20 protein-coding genes and 1 pseudogene are annotated in these 19,290 nt (G+C 43.7%); 12 read left to right on the top strand and 9 right to left on the bottom strand.

Annotation, left to right across the window (positions count from 1 at the left end; genetic code table 11):
* Positions 1–228 precede the first annotated feature (228 nt).
* Complete coding sequence (gene map, locus AB3112_RS01475; protein ID WP_057910672.1) at positions 229–1,023, bottom strand: type I methionyl aminopeptidase; 795 nt, start codon at positions 1,021–1,023, stop codon at positions 229–231.
* Positions 1,024–1,105: 82 nt separating this feature from the next.
* Positions 1,106–1,276, bottom strand: a complete 171-nt coding sequence (locus AB3112_RS01470; protein ID WP_167547567.1) for a hypothetical protein — start codon at positions 1,274–1,276, stop codon at positions 1,106–1,108.
* 143 nt (positions 1,277–1,419) lie between these two features.
* Between AB3112_RS01470 and AB3112_RS01465 the strand changes: the two genes are divergently transcribed.
* Positions 1,420–1,581, top strand: coding sequence for a hypothetical protein (locus AB3112_RS01465; RefSeq protein WP_167547568.1), 162 nt, complete (start codon positions 1,420–1,422; stop codon positions 1,579–1,581).
* Positions 1,582–1,947: 366 nt separating this feature from the next.
* Here the strand turns inward: AB3112_RS01465 and AB3112_RS01460 are convergent, their stop codons facing one another.
* Positions 1,948–3,915 carry a M13 family metallopeptidase gene (locus AB3112_RS01460; RefSeq protein WP_084974291.1) on the bottom strand — a complete coding sequence of 656 codons (1,968 nt, stop codon included), beginning with the start codon at positions 3,913–3,915 and terminating at the stop codon, positions 1,948–1,950.
* 194 nt (positions 3,916–4,109) lie between these two features.
* On the opposite strand from AB3112_RS01460, the gene AB3112_RS01455 reads away from it, so the two are divergent.
* Positions 4,110–5,045, top strand: coding sequence for a PPK2 family polyphosphate kinase (locus AB3112_RS01455; protein ID WP_367333852.1), 936 nt, complete (start codon positions 4,110–4,112; stop codon positions 5,043–5,045).
* 73 nt (positions 5,046–5,118) lie between these two features.
* Here the strand turns inward: AB3112_RS01455 and AB3112_RS01450 are convergent, their stop codons facing one another.
* The 5 genes from AB3112_RS01450 to AB3112_RS01430 all read right to left on the bottom strand — a co-directional run bounded on the left by AB3112_RS01450 (position 5,119) and on the right by AB3112_RS01430 (position 8,066).
* Positions 5,119–5,334, bottom strand: a complete 216-nt coding sequence (locus AB3112_RS01450) for an NfeD family protein (protein WP_057910669.1) — start codon at positions 5,332–5,334, stop codon at positions 5,119–5,121.
* Between the two features lie 102 nt (positions 5,335–5,436).
* Positions 5,437–5,853 carry a DUF3021 family protein gene (locus AB3112_RS01445; protein WP_084974294.1) on the bottom strand — a complete coding sequence of 139 codons (417 nt, stop codon included), beginning with the start codon at positions 5,851–5,853 and terminating at the stop codon, positions 5,437–5,439.
* Between the two features lie 10 nt (positions 5,854–5,863).
* Positions 5,864–6,319: a LytTR family DNA-binding domain-containing protein gene (locus AB3112_RS01440; protein WP_084974296.1), complete on the bottom strand. Its 456-nt coding sequence runs from the start codon at positions 6,317–6,319 to the stop codon at positions 5,864–5,866.
* Between the two features lie 19 nt (positions 6,320–6,338).
* Positions 6,339–7,208 (bottom strand): ABC transporter permease, encoded by an 870-nt coding sequence (locus AB3112_RS01435; RefSeq protein ID WP_084974298.1) that lies wholly within the window; start codon positions 7,206–7,208, stop codon positions 6,339–6,341.
* Positions 7,209–8,066, bottom strand: coding sequence for an ABC transporter ATP-binding protein (locus AB3112_RS01430; protein WP_084974300.1), 858 nt, complete (start codon positions 8,064–8,066; stop codon positions 7,209–7,211).
* A 209-nt stretch (positions 8,067–8,275) separates the two neighbouring features.
* On the opposite strand from AB3112_RS01430, the gene AB3112_RS01425 reads away from it, so the two are divergent.
* The 4 genes from AB3112_RS01425 (at position 8,276) to AB3112_RS01410 (ending at position 11,358) form a co-directional block, all read left to right on the top strand.
* Positions 8,276–9,604, top strand: coding sequence for a replication-associated recombination protein A (locus AB3112_RS01425; protein WP_085012922.1), 1,329 nt, complete (start codon positions 8,276–8,278; stop codon positions 9,602–9,604).
* Positions 9,605–9,608: 4 nt separating this feature from the next.
* Entirely contained in the window at positions 9,609–10,124 is a 516-nt protein-coding gene (locus AB3112_RS01420; protein ID WP_057910667.1) for an O-acetyl-ADP-ribose deacetylase, read from the top strand.
* Between the two features lie 210 nt (positions 10,125–10,334).
* Positions 10,335–11,042, top strand: a complete 708-nt coding sequence (locus AB3112_RS01415; protein WP_367333851.1) for an AzlC family ABC transporter permease — start codon at positions 10,335–10,337, stop codon at positions 11,040–11,042.
* Positions 11,029–11,358 (top strand): AzlD domain-containing protein, encoded by a 330-nt coding sequence (locus AB3112_RS01410; RefSeq protein ID WP_084974308.1) that lies wholly within the window; start codon positions 11,029–11,031, stop codon positions 11,356–11,358. The genes AB3112_RS01415 and AB3112_RS01410 overlap by 14 nt, the downstream gene beginning before the upstream one ends.
* Positions 11,359–11,439: 81 nt before the next feature.
* Here AB3112_RS01410 and AB3112_RS01405 read toward each other — a convergent pair whose 3' ends face one another.
* Positions 11,440–12,510: a 2,3-butanediol dehydrogenase gene (locus tag AB3112_RS01405; protein WP_057910664.1), complete on the bottom strand. Its 1,071-nt coding sequence runs from the start codon at positions 12,508–12,510 to the stop codon at positions 11,440–11,442.
* 216 nt (positions 12,511–12,726) lie between these two features.
* Here AB3112_RS01405 and AB3112_RS01400 point away from each other — a divergent pair, with 216 nt between their 5' ends.
* From AB3112_RS01400 to AB3112_RS01375, 6 genes and pseudogenes are all read left to right on the top strand, one after another.
* Entirely contained in the window at positions 12,727–13,233 is a 507-nt protein-coding gene (locus tag AB3112_RS01400; RefSeq protein WP_084974310.1) for an acyl-CoA thioesterase, read from the top strand.
* Between the two features lie 78 nt (positions 13,234–13,311).
* Positions 13,312–13,746 (top strand): universal stress protein, encoded by a 435-nt coding sequence (locus AB3112_RS01395; protein ID WP_057910662.1) that lies wholly within the window; start codon positions 13,312–13,314, stop codon positions 13,744–13,746.
* 569 nt (positions 13,747–14,315) lie between these two features.
* Positions 14,316–15,422 (top strand): annotated as a pseudogene (locus AB3112_RS01390) (YibE/F family protein).
* Positions 15,422–16,192, top strand: a complete 771-nt coding sequence (locus AB3112_RS01385) for a YibE/F family protein (protein ID WP_084974314.1) — start codon at positions 15,422–15,424, stop codon at positions 16,190–16,192. The pseudogene AB3112_RS01390 and the gene AB3112_RS01385 overlap by 1 nt, the downstream one beginning before the upstream one ends.
* Positions 16,193–16,343: 151 nt before the next feature.
* Entirely contained in the window at positions 16,344–17,282 is a 939-nt protein-coding gene (locus AB3112_RS01380) for an ATP-binding cassette domain-containing protein (protein ID WP_367333850.1), read from the top strand.
* Positions 17,282–18,808: an ABC transporter permease/substrate-binding protein gene (locus AB3112_RS01375; RefSeq protein ID WP_367333849.1), complete on the top strand. Its 1,527-nt coding sequence runs from the start codon at positions 17,282–17,284 to the stop codon at positions 18,806–18,808. The genes AB3112_RS01380 and AB3112_RS01375 overlap by 1 nt, the downstream gene beginning before the upstream one ends.
* The last annotated feature ends 482 nt before the right edge of the window (positions 18,809–19,290 follow it).

Genomic DNA, 19,290 nt, shown 5'->3' with positions numbered 1-19,290 from the left:
TGGATGTTTGTGACAATATTTTTCTGAAGGTTATAGGCAATTTCAGCTATGTCTTCGTAGGTCACGCCCCGGTACTTTAAAGCGTTAATCTAAAATTCGTAGGCAGCTGTATCGGGAAAATTAAAGTTCTTATTATTCATGGAATCCTTCCTTTCGATCGTGATAGAAAAAGCCCAGGCCAAAACAATGTTTTGCCCCAGGCTTTTATGGTTTTACAAGTATTTTGAATTACAACAGATATTTTGCATCAATGTCTGGGTCTTGAGATGTTAGAATCTTTGGACCGTCTTTTGTGATTGCCAGCGTGTGCTCATACTGAGCAGATGGGGTCCCATCAGCTGAAACATAGTATGTCCAATCATCTTTTTTATCATAACGATCGGCAATTTCCCACGTACCGGTGTTCACCATTGGTTCGATGGTGATGGTCATGCCTTCTTTAAGCCGCAAGCCTTGACCTGGGACACCGTATGCAGGAACGTTTGGTTCTTCATGAATGGATGGTTGAATACCATGGCCAATCAATTCACGAACATCGCCCATGTGGTTTTCATCTTCAACGTAAGTCTGAATGGCGTTTCCGATGTCACCAAGACGATTGCCAATAACGGCTTGGTCAATGCCAAGGTACAAGCCTTTGCGGGTAACTTCCATTAACTTTTGAATTTCAGGACTCACGTCACCGACGGCATAGGTCCAGCAAGAATCACTTTCAAAGCCATCCTTGTTCACACACATATCAACCTTAAGGACGTCACCGTTTTTCAGCTTCAAGCCCTTACGTGGAATTCCGTGGGCAACTTCATCGTTGATGGAGATACATGTGGCAAACTTGTAACCGTCAAAGCCCATTTCTGAAGGGTAGGCGTTATGTTCCTTGATGTATCGACGCGCAAACAATTCAATGTCCCAAGTGTCCAACCCAGGCTTGATCATCTTGCGGAGTTCCTTATGAACACCGGCAAGGACGGCGCCTGATTCGGCCATTTTTTCAATTTCACGTGGTGATTTTAATGTTATCAATTAATTAACTTCCTTTTTTGTTATTAAATCTAAAACGCTTCTAAATAAATTAAAACATAAAAAATGGCCAACTGGCCACATTTTAACTTAACCCATCAATGATTCCCTTTTGGAGGGCTTCCAATATCAATTTAACTTCGGTAATCTTTGAATCAACCAAGTATTGCATGGTTTCGTCTTTATCTTTCTTAGCCGAACTCATCTGGTCATTCAAAAATGTAAGTTGGGAATGAAGATATTCTGTTAAGTTCATGGTATCACCTCTCCGATGCTCTTTACATATATTATATCCTAATAGTCATTAGTTTACATTAAAACACAATTTTTACAAATAATTTGTTTGCAGATTAGAAACAATATAAACTAGAAGCGTAGGAAAAAATTGGAGGGATAGAAATGGTTAGCAATATCTGGCTTCGTTGGTTCTTTGTTCTGTTGTATCTGGTGATGGGAATTTTGCTGTACATGGGCATGAACATGGTGGTCATGTACCTGATGGTAATCGGAATGTTCTTGGAGGCACTGATTAGCTTGATCGGCTATTATCGCGATCGGTGATAGGTACATATAGAAATTGCCTTGGGTAACCTTGGCAGAGAAGAAATAACAGTCAATGATGAAGCAACAAGTTCATCGTTGGCTGTTATTTTTTGAGTTGTGGATTCATATATAGATTGTGGAAACGTGCTCCGAAGGCCGCAAACAGTGTGCAGCGCCAAGTCCTGTGGACAACGCAACTGGCACTACGATCTAAGTCACTTTGATTAAAATCCAAACCGTGGTTAGGGTTCACTGTTATTTTGTGGAAACGTGCTTCACAAGCCAGATCCTTCCGCTTAATCCGATAACCCGCTTTGACGCAAGTTCAGCGTCAAAACGGGTTATCACATTAATGCTCGGAATCTAACCGGCTTGTTCAGCACTCTACCAAATTTTCACCCTTTCCCCCGGTTCCATATACATCCCGTCACCTGGTTTGACATCGAAAGTTTTGTAGAAATCATCCAGATTTTTGACCTGGACATTTGCCCTTAATTCTGCCGGGGCATGGACATCTATATTTAGCAGTAACTGCTTGTACTGTTCCGTGGCCTTCATTCGCCATACCTTGGCCCAATTGATGAAGAAGTCATACAAATTATAATCTTCCTCGTTTTTGGCCGCCTCGTTGGCACAGCTCAGACCACCCGCATCCGCAATGTTTTCCGACACCGTCAGCTTGCCATTGACCTTGCCGCCCGCAAATGGGATGCCGTCAAATTCCTTAATCATCTTATCGGCAAGCTTGGAGAAGTACTCATGGTCTTCTTTCGTCCACCAATTGTTTAAGTTTCCAAGTTCATCAAACAACGAGCCATTATTATCAAATGCATGAGAAATTTCATGGGCGATAACCGCACCAATACCACCGTAATTTTGGCTGGATGACTGCTTCAAGCTATAGAAAGGTGCCTGAAGGATTGCCGCTGGGAAGACAATAATGTTCTTAAATGGTTCATAATATGCGTTCACCGTAGCCGCACTCATTTCCCATTTCGTCCGGTCGACTGGTTTGCCCAGCTTCTCAAACGTATCTTCAATGGTGATCTCCCCAAATCTGGACATGTTATCAAACAGGGTCCCGCCATCATTTTCGGGAGTCACCTTAAATTTGTATTCCAGTTGGTCGATGTGATCCGGATAGCCCACTTGAAGGGCTAATTTATCCAGCTTCAAGATTGCTTTTTCTCTGGTTTCCTTACCCAGCCAAGTGTTGTTGCTGAGGCGGTTCTTATACACGTTGATCATGTTTTTGACCATGTGCTCAACGTCCGCCTTGGCTTTTGGACCAAAGTATTTCTTGGCGTAATAGTCCCCAATCGTTTGGCCAAAGATACCTTCAGCGAGGTAGAAAGCAGCTTTCTTTTGGGGTGTTGCTTCCTTCTTGCCGGAAAGGGCTCGGCTAAATACAGAACCGGTCTGACGGAACTCTTCTGACAGGTAGCTTGAAGCTGAGCGAACCGTGTTGACCAGCATCCAATTCTTCATGTCGGTAAAGGTATCACTGTTAATCAGGCCATCAAAGCGTTCGTAAAACTTTGGCTGGGTCACGATGAGTTGCTCCGGTGCGTGGCCAAACAACGCGTCTGCCAGGTTCATAAAGTCAATGTGAGAGCTGGACTCTGAGAAGTAGGCAAACTTCTGTGGGTTGTACATTTTGCTGTAGTCGGCCGATTCTTCAGCTGACTTCACGTTAGGGGCAATTTTGGCGTCAAATCGCTTGGCGGATTCGACAATCTCATCTGCTTCACTGCTGCTGTAATCAGCCAAAATCAAGAGTTGACTGGCCATTTTGGTGAAGACTGGCATCAGTTGTTGATATGCCGGATTGTTGTTTTCATAGTAAGTCCGGTCTGGTAAGAATAAGCCTGGAACTGACGCAAACAGTGCATTGACCTGGGTGTTTTTCATATCCGGTTCAACCCAGAAGCCAAACGGTAGCGGATAGCCGGCCTTAACTAACTCAGGCAACTGTTCGTTTAAATCATCAAAATTGGTGATATTTTCGATTTTTTCCAAATAGGGCTTGAGTGGATCGGCACCATCGGCATCACGCTTCTTATAGTTGCGAGCGAGTGCATAGAGCTTCAAGAATTCTGAAAACGGGGCGTCATATTGTTTCTTTTCCTCAATGATGTCGTCGAGGTCGCTCATTAATTGCTTATCAATGTTGTCGTTGAGGTCCATGAAACCACCAGTCGAGGAATGATCGGCCGGAATCTCGGCGGTCTTTTCCCAGCGACCATTAACAGCTTGATATAAATCGTCTTTTAGTAATGACTTGTCAATTGAATCTTCAGTGGGTTGGTCTGCTTGACCACCATCTGCTGTATTTGCCTTAAAAATATTCAAAATGAAGCCTCCTTCGTAGAATTGTGATGTGATTTCCGCACACATTTAAGTAGCGTTATTTGAAACTATTTCTATGTAATCTAGTATACTCAATATGAGAAATAAATGTGGAGAATGTCAACTTTCTCCAAGCTATTTTTCGACGTTAAACGTATGGTTACATTTGTTTAAATGATTCCTGAGGGGGCTTCACTTTGGACGAAAAAGAGATTTTTAACCGTGAAAAATCATTTCGATACCACGGGGACCGGGATTTAAACATTAGCAAAATCCCCACTTCCGCTACGGTAGAAAATTTGAACAAGGATGATATTAAAGCAAGAATTGAGAGTAATATTCAAACGCTCCAGGATTTACAAGGGAAGTTATACGCGCAGAACCACTTTGGCGTTTTGGTGATCTTTCAGGGAATGGACGGCTCAGGCAAGGACAGCATGATTCGCCATATCTTGAGTGGTGTTAACCCACAGGGAATTGAAGTCACCAGCTTCAAGTCGCCAACGTCAATTGAGCTGAATCATGATTATTTGTGGCGGGTCCATCGTCACGTTCCTGAACGTGGAATTATCGGGATTTTTAACCGTTCCTATTACGAAGATGTGTTGATTAGCCGCGTTCATCCGGAAATGATTGTCAGCGCCAACATTGGCAATATTACCAAGCTCGAACAGGTTGACAACAAATTTTTTGATGGCCGCTTTAAAGACATTAATTTCTTTGAAGACTATTTAACCCGAAATGGTTTCATGGTTTTGAAATTTTTCTTACACATGTCAGCCGACGAACAAAAGGATCGGTTCAAACGGCGGATTGAATTACCAGATCACAACTGGAAATTCTCTTCAGCCGACATCAAGGAGCGCCGTTACTTTAACGATTATCAAAAAGCATACGAAGACGCCATTGAGCATACGGCCAACAAGACCAATCCATGGTATATTATCCCATCAGATGACAAATGGTACTCACGACTCTGTGTGTCCGACATTATTGATCGGCGGATGAAAGAGCTGCCGCTAAAATATCCGGATTTACCGGATTCTGAGAAGGCAAAGCTGGAAGAAGCCTTGCAGGAATTGGATGATGATGCGGTTTTAAATAACAAGAAATCCGGAAAGCACAAATCATAAATATGATCTCAATCATTAAAAAACAGGAGAGTTGCAAAAAGGCTGGATTGACCTTTCTCACTCTCCTGTTTTGTTATAACCGTTTATTTTGATCATTTTGATCTTTTGAATATTTCGACAAGAAATAAAGAATGCCAATCAGCGCAATGACCACAATTAATAGTTGCAGCCACCAGATTGGGCTGTACATGGTCGCATTACCCGCAAACAATGACATCAAGCCAACTGCGGCCGCACAAATACTCAGCCAAAAGGCCGGTTCCCGATAAAAATTATGATTATATGACATGTTCGCCATCTCCCCTGAAACTGGCAAAACGGACTTCCACTTACTTAGCTTAATTATAAACGATTTGTTATTTATCAGGGGAAATAACCACTGTTGAATCGCCTATTTGTGCTGGGATTTTTGACGCTCTTTAAGTGTCTTATTAATTAGAGTGATTTTTAAGTTGCCGGACAAAAAGACCATTAAATAAGCGAGGGCGTACAGAACAACGAACTCCACAAACAGTTCAAGCCAGTACGTTAGATTCTGCCACTCCATCCAGCCGTTAAACGCCATCATACCAACGACCATAAAGAACACGACCACAAAGTGAATCGGCAGTTCGAGTCGGTAATCGTCGAGACTAAAGAGGCCACTAAAGACACCAATAAATCCTGCCATGATCATGATACTGAGGATATTTTTTGCGGTTGGGGCTGTCGATTGAACCTTGGCAGCTAAGACAAGTAGATAGATGACCGAGCCAATCTCGACACCTGATATAAACAGCTTGCCAATTCGTTTGAGTTGTTTCATCATGATTTCACCTTCATAGTCCGAGCCGATTTTCCAAACCGTTTAAATATTTACGGCTGATATCAGTTTTTAGCTTATCGGTTAAGATAGCCGTCATTCCACCAGTAAAGCTGGCCTCTAAAGACTGGAGGTGGTTAATGTTCACCACTGCGTGTTTAGAAACCTGAACGAAGTCTGGATTTTTTAATTTATCAACGAATGCATACAAACGGCCTTTGGTGGGGACGACCTTATCTTTGGTGTACACTATCAAGTCGTTGCCAGAGACATCGACTAAAATGATGTTTTCAGGCTTGATCAAATATACATGGTCATCAGACTTAACTGGGACGACCGCTGGCGGCATCGACTGGTAGTTCTTGAGATAGGCGATCAGCTCTTCGATTTCCAAGGAACGCGTTTTGGCGGATAATGTAATCTCAATATCGCCATCATTTAAATGTTCATTTTGTTGAAAATGGATTTCCATTCAAACCGCTCCCTATATCTTAGCTGATAGCCGTGACCGTATTTTGGCGCTTCTTTATCAATTCTGTCACGAAGATGAATAAAATGCTAGCTAAAAATGCATATCCGATTATCTGAATGGTTTGACTCGTGGTCAGAAGATGGGTCCAGTCTAGCTGAACCCCCATTTCCTTATTGAAGTAGTTGGCTGAGTGGCCGTTACCAAAAGTTTCAGTAATTTTGTCATTCATCATAATCTGCCGGTACAGTGCAGACACATAAGCCCCGGGTGTCAATTTGATCATTGACTGGGCAACGCTGGGAAGCGCACCAATTGGAATGTAGGTACCCACTAAAAATCCTGCTGCGGCACTAATCACAGAATTAATCGCATTCATCGTTTCAATTCGATGAACAAATTGGACAATCATCATGTTAATGGCGACGGATAGAAGCGAACTAACAAGGGCCAGTGCTAAGAGTGCCCAGGTTTTGGACCATGGAATTGCCAAACCATCGACAACCGCGAAGTAGCTGAGCATGATTATCAGCATCATGAGTTGCATAATAAAGCCAATGACGGCCGCACTCAGCATGTAACTGATTTTAATTTCAAATCTGGAAACATCTGTTAAATAGAAATCTTTCAAGACACCTTTTGATTCGTCAATTACCATTCGGCCCAGCGTTGCCAAAGTGGTTGTGATTGCCGTAACGGATAGGGTGCCTCCGATTAACCATAAGTCCATGATTTGAGTTGCATCGGACCCATGTTGCCACTGCTGAACCATATTTTGCTTTAAAAATACGACAAACAAGATGAATGAAATCATGGCGCCGAATAACGAAAAGAAGATACTCGTTTTATTCTTAAAATAAAGCATTAAGTTTCTTTGGCATAATGCGAACATTTAACGCATCTCCCTTCCCGTGAGCTTAAGGAACGCATCATCCATCCTGCCGTTGCGGTATTCGAAGTTCGTGATGTTTTCTTTGATCGTCTCGAGTAGTTGCAGGGCTTGGTGGGCATTGTCCGGCCAGCAAATAACCTGATTGCCGGACAATTGGGATGGCATCGGAATCAAATCCTTAATGATATCAGGTTGATTAGTATCAATCACTAATTCATTTTTGGAATATTGACGCTTGATGACTTCAGCCGAGCCTTCCGCAATGACGTTACCATGGTCAATAATATAGACATTGTCAGCGTGATCCGCTTCTTCTAAGTAATGGGTGGTGAGAATGATGGTTAAATGATGATTTTTTTGGAGTTCATCAAATAAATTCCAGACAGCTTCTCTGGTCTGGATATCTAAACCAGTCGTGGGTTCATCTAAAAACAAAACGTCGGGTTGATTGATTAACGCCCGGGCGATATCGACTCTTCGCCGCTGTCCGCCAGAGAGGCTGCCATATTTTTGGTTGATCAAATCGGTTAGTTCAGTTTGTTTAATCACGGATTGAAGATTTTCTTCAGAAGAATCCTTGTACATTCCTTTTCGAATCGTCAGATTTTCTTTGACGGTTAGGTTATCGTCTAAAATACTCTGCTGAAAAACCATACTGACTTTTACTTTCTTGGCAATTTCAATTGAACCGGAAGTTGGCTTTAAGAGCCCGGTCAGTATTGAAATTGTGGTGGTTTTACCAGCACCATTTGGGCCTAGAATGGCAGTTAAGCCGCCTTCTTGAATGGAAATATTTAAATGATTGACTGCAATTTGGGTACCAAACATTTTGGTCAGTTCCTTTGTTTGAATTAACATGTAACTCATCTCCCTTGACACCGTCATATTAGTCCGGTTCAACCGCTTTGTGAGTCAATTATTGCTAACTGGTAGATATTCCCACATAAGTTGCGAAATTATGTCAATGAAATTGGGTTGCGATAAAATGTAGGTAGGAGTTGACCGATAGAACACATGTTCGTATAATTAACATGGACATATCATTTCGGGTTGTCAGGAGGTGCGTCATGAAACAAGAATCACTATTTGCTGGAAACCAAGCTGAAAATCAACCGCTTGCCAGTCGGGTCCGCCCACAAACGTTGGACCAGTTTGTCGGCCAGCACCAGCTTGTCGGTAAGGGCAAAGTGTTGCGCGAAATTATCGAAAGCGATCAGCTGCCGTCGATTATCTTTTGGGGCCCACCGGGAGTTGGGAAAACAACCTTGGCTGAGATTATTGCCAAGAAGACCCAGGCTAAATTTGTAACTTTCAGCGCGGTGACCAGCGGAATTAAAGAAATTCGAGACATCATGAAAGACGCCGAAGCTAACCGTGAAATGGGTGGAAAGACAATTGTGTTTGTCGATGAAATTCACCGGTTTAACAAGGCCCAGCAGGATGCCTTTTTGCCGTTTGTTGAACGGGGCAGTATCACCTTGATTGGGGCCACGACTGAGAACCCCTCGTTTGAAATTAACTCAGCGCTTCTTTCGAGATGTAAGGTTTTTGTCCTACAACCATTGGAAACTGACGACATTGTTCAGCTGATTCACCAAACGTTAAACAATCCGGCTGCCTTTCCCAAAGAAACGATTGAAATCGACGATGATGCGGTTCGAGAGATTGCTGAATTTGCCAATGGGGACGCCCGAGTCGCGTTGAACACGTTGGAAATGGCGGTTAATAACAGTTCTAAAGAAGACGGGACGGTTAAAGTTTCCACGGACAATCTGCATCAGTTGATGAACACCAAATCTTTTCTGTACGACAAACACGGTGAGGAACATTACAACATTATTTCCGCACTTCATAAGTCGATGCGAAACAGCGATCCGGATGCTGCAGTATACTGGTTAACGCGAATGTTGAGTGGCGGAGAAGATCCACTGTACATCGCCCGCCGGATGGTGCGTTTTGCCAGTGAAGATATTGGGCTGGCGGATACCAACGCCTTAAACGTCGCGATTAATGTGTTTGAGGCCTGCCAATTTTTGGGGATGCCGGAGTGTAATGTTCATTTGACTGAGTGTGCGATTTATTTATCACTGGCGCCAAAGTCAAATGCGGTCTATAAGGCGACGCTTGGAGCCGAGCAGGATGTGAAACACTCGATCAATGAGCCGGTCCCCCTGCAATTACGAAACGCGCCGACGTCGTTGATGTCAAAGCTTGGGTACGGTAAGGGATATCAGTACGCCCACGAATCAACCGATAAATTGACGACGATGCAGACGATGCCGGATTCATTGATTGGCCACACTTACTATGAGCCAACCGATCAAGGAAACGAGGTGCGTTTCAAGAAACGATTGGCACAAATTAAAGCGTGGGAAAACGCCCACAGAAAAGAGTGATCTCATGGCAACATTTAAGTTAATCAAAGGCGACATTACCACGATGACTGTTGATGCAATCGTCAATGCTGCAAATACAGCCCTTAGCGGCGGTGGCGGTGTTGATGGGGCGATTCATCGTGCTGCCGGTCCTGAGCTGGACGAGGCGTGCCGCAAATTAAACGGCTGTCCAACAGGTGAGGCGAAGGTAACCCCTGGGTTTAAGTTACCAGCCAAATTTGTCATTCATACGCCGGGACCTATTTGGCATGGCGGAAAGAACAACGAACCACAGCTTCTTCGAAACTCATATGTGAATAGTTTGAAACGGGCGGTTGAGAATGATTGCCAAACGGTAGCATTTCCGTCGATCAGTACGGGGGTCTATGATTACCCGTTGGATCAAGCAGCCAAAATCGCAATTGACGCGATTGAAAGTTTTGATGCGCCCTTAGACGTGACAATGGTCTGCTTTGATTCGGGAACCTATGCTGCTTATAAAAGAGAATTAGATGAGAAATCAAACGAGAATGCGGGATAGAAAAACCACTATTTGACACACAGTTGCACTAAGTATTTGGACAAGAAAGAGCCGGGGCAAAACATTTTGTTTTGTGCCGGCTCTTTTTAAAACACCGATCTAAGAATTTGATATTCTAATTTTTGATTGACTTTAAATAAGAACCCCATTAGAATTTTATTAATACTAAAAAGTTACGTGTCCATGTAACGAAAGGGGGATGATCAATCAATGAATGGAGAACTAACTGTTTCCGCGGCTTCAAAGGATACATTGCCAACAGTGTTTGGATACATCGGCATTGGGCTGGCGTTTGGGATCGTTGGCAAAGCTTCTGGGTTAAGTCCACTGTTAGTAACGTTGATGTCAATTATTACATATGCCGGTTCCGCGCAATTTGTCATTGTCAGTATGCTTGTCACCCATAGTCCAATCCTGTCGATTATCTTCTCAGTCTTTCTGGTCAACTCCCGGATGATTTTGATGAGCACGACGCTGTCACCGTACTTCAAACACGAGAGTATGCTGAAAAATATTTTGGTGGGGAGCCTGCTGACAGATGAAAGCTTCGCCCTGGGGATGAATAAGTTAAACTATTCTGAAAATCATTTGAACTTCCCTTGGTTTAATACGGCCAACGTTATTTCCTATATGACTTGGATCATCTCATCTTTAGTCGGTGCCGTTCTGGGTAACTTTATCAGCAATCCCGAAAAATTTGGGCCGGATTTTGCCTTGGTGGCAATGTTTATCGGGCTACTGTATTTGCAACTGATTAGCGACAAGTCGATTCAGTTTAACCTACAGCTAATCGTGGTCGCGTTTGTTCTGGTAGCGATCTACTTTGGCCTGGTCTTTATTCCGAGCAGCTTGTTAATCTTGCTGGTCACGTTGGTAGCCTGCAGCTTTGGGGTGGTGATGAAACATGCCTTCTTTTAATTTTGTGCTGCTGACGATTGTTGGGACTGGCGTGGTGACCTGGTTATCGAGGATTATACCGTTTGTCGTTTTGAAAAAGTTCCAGTTATCCAAAGGCGTGATTGAATTTTTGAGTTTTGTTCCAATTGCGATTATGTCGGCGCTATGGTTTGAAAATATCTTTGTCCAGCACATTGGGCATTTGCCATCAATCGAATGGGGCAATTTTTTGGCATCGCTTCCGACCGTTGCATCTGCAATTATTTCTAAAAATTTGTTAGTGATTGTGATCGTTGGTGTCATTTCACTTGGGGTTATCAGGTTATTAATGGGATAGATCGTTTGTAAGAAAGCAAAAAAGTTGGCAAGCTGCCAACTTTTTTGTTATTTCAAATATTTTCGACTGAATGATGATTATTTAAAGAGATGGATCAATCATAATCTTAACTTGTGATTTGTCGGTTGATAATGCCTTGATTCCTTCTTCGAGGGCATCGTCTAAGCTGACTTTCTTGGTAACCACTTTCTTAAACAGGTCTTTGTGGTTGTCGATGATTCCTAAAACGTTAGGGAATGAATTGTTGTAGCACAGAGTTGTGATAACGTCCTTACCCTGCATAATCAAGTCGTCAGTCATGTTCATGGTTACTGGTTTTGCGTACAGCGCAACAACTTGAATAATTCCTGTTCGTTTGGTTACCTTGAGTGCGGAGTCAAAGGTTGCTTGAACACCGGCACATTCGAAGGTAATGTCAACGCCGTTTGGCAAGTCCTTCTTGATAATAGCTTCAACGTCGTCTTTGCTTGGATCCAAAGCGTTTTCAATACCTAATTCCTTGGCCTTATCCAAACGAACCTTGGAAACATCAACGATATAAACGTGGTTGGCACCAGCAATTTTAGCTAACACAGCTTCCAATAAGCCGATTGGGCCGGCGCCCATCACGGCAACGTTTTGACCTTCACGCAGGTGGCTCTTCTTGATGGCTTCGTAAACAACAGCAGTTGGTTCTGCCAAAGCACCTAATTCAAAGTCCATGTCTTCAGGCATCTTGTGGGCAAATACGCCTTGAACGTTGGCAAATTCAGCCATCCCACCGTCTTCTGAGAAGCCTAAGAAGTTACCGGCACCATCAGTTGAAACTGCTTTGTTACAGAAGTTGTAGTTTCCGGCCCGACAGTTTTCACATTTTCCACAGGCAAGTAATGGTTCAACAGCCACGTGATCGCCAACTTGTAAGTCATCGACATCTTTTCCAACTTTGACAATTTCACCTGAGAACTCATGGCCTAAGGTGATGGGAACGGTTTTGCCGGTTAGTGGATATGGAACGGTTGGCAGGCCCCAGCCTTCGAGGTAGGCATGAAGGTCACTTCCACAAATTCCACAATATTTAACTTTAATTTGAACTTGATCATCTTTAGGTTCTGGAATTGAAACGTCTTCAACCCGAATATCTTTTTCACCATAAATGCGAACTGCTTTCATAATGTAGCCTCCTAAAATGAAAAACTTCTTACCATCAACACCTTTAGTTTACACCCCTGAGAAACCGCTTACAATATTATATGTGATAAATTAATATTACATTCACAAACAATAAAAGAAGTGGTGAAAAAGATTGCCATGGTGGGCATGTAAAGGTTATCATTGTATGTGTAGTACCAATTATTTTGGCTAGAAATCCGTGAGTTGGAGGAGATCATGATCGAAGCAATTAAATGTTCAGATACGCGGGCAGTTCATGAAAGTTATGTCTTTCCTGCACAACTAAATAACAATCAAATTCAATTTGGCGGTGAGACATTACGTATTTTGGATGCGAATGCCGGCTTGGCTGGTGTAAAATTTTTGCCTGGGAATTTATCATTTGTGACGGCGGGGTACGACCACGTCCAGTTTTTGTCGCCGGCAAGGCCGAATGAAATTCTAACCTGTATTTCATACGTCACGGGTAGTCACAAACGGGCGGTGGAAGTGTTCACAAAATTTTTAACCACCGATACGCACACCAAGGAAGTCAAACTTGCATTCATGGCCTTTTGTACCTTGATTGTCACGAATGATCTCAACGACATTCATTTCCCGAAGTTGATTGCGGAAAACGATGAGGAGCGGTATTTGTTGGCGAGTTATGATGAGCGCTTGAAGCAGCGTGATGCGGAGTTGGCTAACAATAAAGTGATTCGTGGGCACCTGAACTTGAAGTAGATTTGAGACTAGATTCATGTTTATTACTTCACAGAATGGTAAGATTAATTTAGATAGAAGATTATGGAGGTGTTGGATATGTTTGAAACAATTTTAGTTCCGGTTGATGGTAGTCAAAACGCGATGAGAGCGGTCGAAGAAGCGGCTGATTTGGCAAAGACGTTTGGATCAACGTTGCAAATTGTCTCGGTGGCAAGTGATCAACGATACGTTCAGTATGGGGTCACTCTTGGCCAAGATGTCATGGAGTCTTTCCGTGAACGGGGCGAGGAAATTTTAGATGATGCAAGAGAGATTGCGGAGAAAAAGGGCGCCAAGGTCGAAACCCACTTCGTAGTTGGGGTTCCCAAGATTCAAATTGCAAAGGAACTACCAGAAAAGATGGGCGCATCGCTAATTGTGATTGGAAAATCGGGTGTAAACGGCATATCCAGGGCCATCTTAGGATCGACAACAGCATATGTCGTCAGACATTCGACGGTTAATGTGATGGTGGTGGATTATAAGAAGTAGAGTGCGACGAGCAACGGTTTGACACGGAGAACTAAGGGCGCTTTGATTTAAATCCTGATTTTGGATTTGAATCAAAGCGTCTTAGATCGTAGTGTCAGTTGCGTCGCCGAGTAGGCTAGACACTGCACTTCGTTTGTGGTCGTCGGAGCACGTTTTTTCTATGTAAAAGGGAAACAACTGGTAACAAGGGGTTTAACGCTGGGTTTGCGTTGAACCCCGTTGTTGGACTAAGCGGAGGAAACTGGCTTGGTTCGCACGTTTCGGCTAGGTAAAAAAACACGCGTGTCCTCAAAACCATTTTGAAAGAGAATAACAGGCCTAAATATATACAAGGAGTAAGTAACTCAAATCCCATAACCAGGTCTGAGCCACTTGCCCCTTGTTTGTCGTCTACTCCCTAGAGACTGAAGTACTTGTAAAAAAATCAACCGCTAAGCCCGTATCCAATCATCATATTCACAAATACTTCCTCGAAAAACTTTCACTTTCTTAACGTTTCCAAAAAATAGTCAAAATTTTCACGGTCAAATGGTACAATAACTCTAAAATTAGTTGAAAAGATGTGCATTATGGATACTAAATTAACGAGTAAAATGACCTGGATTCAAATCATCTTGGTGATCGCCTTTTGCTTTCTGGCGGCCTTTTTCTGTCAGCATAACGACGGATTATACCACCAACCGATTTTTCAAGTAAACCGCGTTGAAAACGGTAAGGCCGTGAAAATGACTGACGAATTTCATAACGTTGATTATTACCATTCGCAGAAACTGTATGGGCAAATCACCAATGGGACATACGCCGGTAAAAAGTTTTCGATCAATAATTCATATTCTGATTCCCATGCCATGGATCACGAGTATAAAAGGGGCCAGAAATTATTTATTACGCTTCACACTCAGCCCAAGCTGCACGCAACTGTAAAGGACATGAAGCGTGACGCACCAATTGCCTTTTTGTTTGCCATTGCGATTAGCTTGTTATTTGTAATTCTCAAGCTGCGGGGCGTTACCGTAATCTCAAGTATCGTGATTAATACAATTTTGTTTTGGATCGCGGTTAAAATTGATCACAATAATAACGGGTCGGCCGTGATTTTGATTTTCAGTATTCTGGCAGTGGTCTTTTGTTTTGTGACCTTACTGTTGGTCATGGGGTGGAGCAAGAAAATGTTAGTCACGCTATCGGCGGTTCTTTGCGCGACGGCCGCAACCATTTTGATTACGCTGCTGGTGTTCGCTGTGACCCATGAGCGGGGAGTCTATTATGAGTCGATGCAGTACGTGACGCAGCTGCCCAAGCCGTTATTTATCGCAGAGGTCCTGATTGGCGTTCTTGGGGCCGTTATGGATGAGGCTACGGACATCATCGCATCGTTAGCGACCTTGAAGCAGGAACGACCGCAGCTGTCGAAGATGGACATCTTTAAGTCAGGCCGTCAAATCGGAAAATCAATCATGGGGCCACTAATCAATGTCTTGTTCTTTATCTTTATGGCGGAAACGCTACCGATGACATAGTTATATTTGAAAAATGGCAACTCCTGGCACTACTCGTTTTCAATGAATATGTCTTTGGGGATGACCTCCAGCCTGATCAGTGGGATTGGGATTGTGTTGACGGTGATATTGTCCAGTCTGTTTGCCGGACTTTGGATCAAAGGAGATGAACGCTGATGGGCTCAATTACCGCATTAGGGATCGTTTTGCTCATTTTGATGATCATTGTCGGTGGTAAACAAGGTGTTACCTCGTTTCTCAGTATGGTCGTCAACTTTGGCATTTTATTTTTCACGATTGTTTTGATCGCGTTTCATTTACCACCGATTATCGTGACGATTGTCTCCAGCGTGATTCTTCTTTCGATCACGATCTTTTGGAGCAGTGCCAGTGATAACGCATCGACGACCGCCTTTCAAGCGTCCGTTATTATTCTGATTTTAATTGTGGTGATTATTATCCCAGTCGAATATTGGGCCCAGGTGGGGGGCTTTGGCTTGGAAGACAGCGAAGAGCTCGAGGGCCTGTCCACTTACGTCGGCATCAACTTCACTAAAGTAGCGATTGCGACCGCGATCTTAAGTTCACTTGGAGCGGTTGCGGAAGCGGCGATTGCCATTTCCTCTGGGCTTGATGAAATTGTTACTCAGCACAAAGAAATCACCAGTTCCCAGTTGTTCTTAGACGGAACGATTATTGGTAAACAAATCATCGGAACGGCGGTTAACACGTTATTTTTCGGCTTCTTTGGGAGCTCAATGGCATTATTCATTTGGTTTTACGGGTTAAATTACTCCTTCGGTGAAATTTTAAATGACAAGGTGTTTGCCGCGGAGTTGATCGCCATTGTGATTTCGCTAATTGGCGTGGTCACCACGATTCCAATTACCACTTGGATTATGAGCTTTAAGCTGAAACGACTTCATAAAACCCAGTTAAAGGAATGACAACAGGACTTTGCTACCAGGGGGAAACAATAACTATTTTGGGGTAGTATTTCTTCTTGACTGTTACGTCGAGAGACAGTTTATATTAATGATTGTTTAAAGTGTTAAGATATTAATACTTAACACGCGTAATATAAATGAGGTGAATACTGTGATTGAATTTTCTCACGTGACAAAAACATTTGACGGCCAGGATGCACTAAAAGACCTTAACCTCACCATTCATGATGGTGAGCTTTTTGTGTTGGTTGGTCCCTCTGGGAGCGGTAAAACGACATTGCTTAAGACAGTCAACCGCTTGGTGGTACCAACCAGCGGATCAGTTAAGATTGACGGTCAAGACGTTGCCGACAGCCATTTACAAAAGCTACGGAGACACATTGGTTACGTGCTTCAGACCGGAGCCTTGTTCCCGAACATGACGATCGAGCAAAACGCCTCGATTCAACTTGATAATTTGGGTTGGGATCCAGCGAAAAAGCATCAACGAATTGTTGAGTTGATGACCAAGGTGAATTTGGACCCCGACCAATTTCTGTCACGGATGCCAAATGAGCTTTCGGGTGGGGAAGCTCAGCGAGTCGGGATTGTTCGGGCATTAGCCGGACGTCCCAAATTGGTGTTGATGGACGAGCCATTTAGTGCGCTTGACCCGGTTTCTCGAAGACAGCTCCAGAAAATTATTCTGAATTTACACAAACAAATTGATACCACCATCGTGTTCGTCACTCATGATATGCACGAAGCGTTCCTGTTGGCAGACCGATTGGCGGTCATTCACAACGGCGTCTTGCTTCAGGTGGGTGAACCGGATTACATGATGGCCAACCCAGCGGACGCGTTTGTCAAACGCTTCTTTGACGTAGATGTTTCGGGTCACCGACTATTAAAACAGGTGGTTGATTCAGGTCTGGGACGACCGAAAGCCGATGGGGATGCGGTTATCAAACTTCAAAACAGCCAAACCGTCTACGAGTGGGCAGGGTTGCTGGAACGAATCCCTGGCCAGTTGGTGGAAGTTGACGGGCAGGTGCTGTCTCAAGGCGATCTGATCTCCTTTGTTGCTGATTTAGGAAAGGGGGTCGACTGATGATTGATTCTGTCATCAATTACACCAGTAAAAATGCCGGGGCGATTGGTCAAGCACTCTGGCAACACGTAGAAATTTCCTTAATTGCAATTTTAATCACCATTGTCATTGCGATTCCGTTGGCTGTTGCCCTCGTTAATCGCCCAAAAATCGGTGAGTTGGTTTCTCAGGTTGCCGGTGTTATTCAAACGATTCCCAGCTTGGCGGTATTGGGAATTTTGATCCCATTTGTGGGTATCGGAACGGTCCCCGCAATTATTGCATTGGTGTTGTATGCCATTATGCCGATTTTTCAAAATACCTATGCCGGGTTAACCAATATTGATCCAGTATTGTTGGAAGCTGCCGATGCGCTTGGGGTAACCAGACGCTTTAAGCTCTTTCGAATTGCGTTGCCACTGGCGATGCCGATGATTTTGTCGGGAATCCGAATCGCGACGGTTTTGGTCATTGGGACTGCGACATTAGCTGCCTTGATTGGAGGCGGTGGCCTGGGAACCTATATTTTATTGGGAATTCAAACCAATAATAATGACGCCTTAATCATTGGTGCCGTATTATCAGCGATTTTAGCGTTGCTGGCAAGTTGGCTGATTAAAATCCTTTCCAAGGTTTCTTTCAAAAAACTGATCATTGGCACTTTATCACTGCTGGTTATCGGTGGTGGGGCAATCGCCTGGTCAATTCTGGCGCAACCCAGTCAAACTATCACGGTTGCCGGGAAAATGGGCGGTGAGCCTGAAATTTTGATTAATATGTATAAGGACCTGATAGAGCAGGACAACCCACGAACCAAAGTGCAGCTGAAGCCAAACTTTGGCGGCACCAGCTTTTTGTTCAAGGCCCTCAAAAACGGTCAGATTGATGTTTATCCAGAGTTCACGGGAACTGTTTTACAATCACTCGTTAAAACACCCAAAGAGATCAATTCGAACCCCCACAAGGCTTATTTGGATGCTAAACAAGAGTTGGGTAATGAATTTCAAATGACTTATTTGAAACCGATGGCCTACCAAAATGGCTACGCGATTACGGTCCGGCGATCGACCGCTCAAAAGTATCATCTCAAAACCATCGCTGACTTGCAGCGGGTGGGCAATCAGCTTCGGGGTGCTTTTGATCCTGATTTCTACCAGCAATCTGATGGCTATCCAGGATTACAGAAAGCCTATCATATTCAGCTCAAATCAGTTCGAACGATGGAGCCGTCGCTGCGGTACATCGCGCTGGCGGATGGCCGGGTGGACGTGACTGACGCCTACACGACTGATCCACAAATTCGTGAATATCACTTGGTTGTTTTGAAGGATTCGAGAAGCTTCTTTCCACCATACCAAGGCGCTCCGTTGATGACCAAAAAGTTTGCGACCACCCACCCGAAAGTGGTCCGCTCGCTTGGTCGACTGTCCAACAGGATCACAACAACGGATATGCAGGAAATGAACTATCAAGTAACGGTTAAGCACCGCAACGCTGCTGATGTTGCCAAGGATTATTTGGAGGAACATGGGTTGTTGAATAAATAATAAAAAAGAGAGTGTGAGTCAAACCGTTTAGCTTCGGAGCATTAATGTGATCATCAGTTTTGACGCTGGGGTTACGTCGAAACTGATGATCGGATTAAGCGGACGAAGCTGGTTTGAGGAACACGTTTAGAGTGCGCAACGAACCGTTCAGCTACTAGACGCTGCACTCCGTTTGCGGTCGTCGGAGCATTAATGTAATCATCAGTTTCGGCGCGATCTTGCGGCGAAGCTGATGATCGGATTAAGCGGATGAAGCTGGTTTGAGGAACACGTTTAAAAATTGAAACAAAGGCGTTTTGATCCCAAAATTCAGCTAGATGATATAAAATCAAAAACAAGGGGCTGTGACAAAACTAACGTTTTGCCAACAGCCCCTTTACGTTTTCAATTTTATATAGCCGGAACGTGTGCCAAAAGGCCGCTTCCTAGGCATAACTACGAATAACTTTCCGAGCTTTCAGCTCAAAAAGTCATTCTAGGTT

This window comes from Lentilactobacillus sp., from assembly GCF_040773105.1.
Classification (GTDB): domain Bacteria; phylum Bacillota; class Bacilli; order Lactobacillales; family Lactobacillaceae; genus Lentilactobacillus; species Lentilactobacillus parabuchneri.
This window is presented reverse-complemented; position numbering and strand designations above follow the sequence as displayed.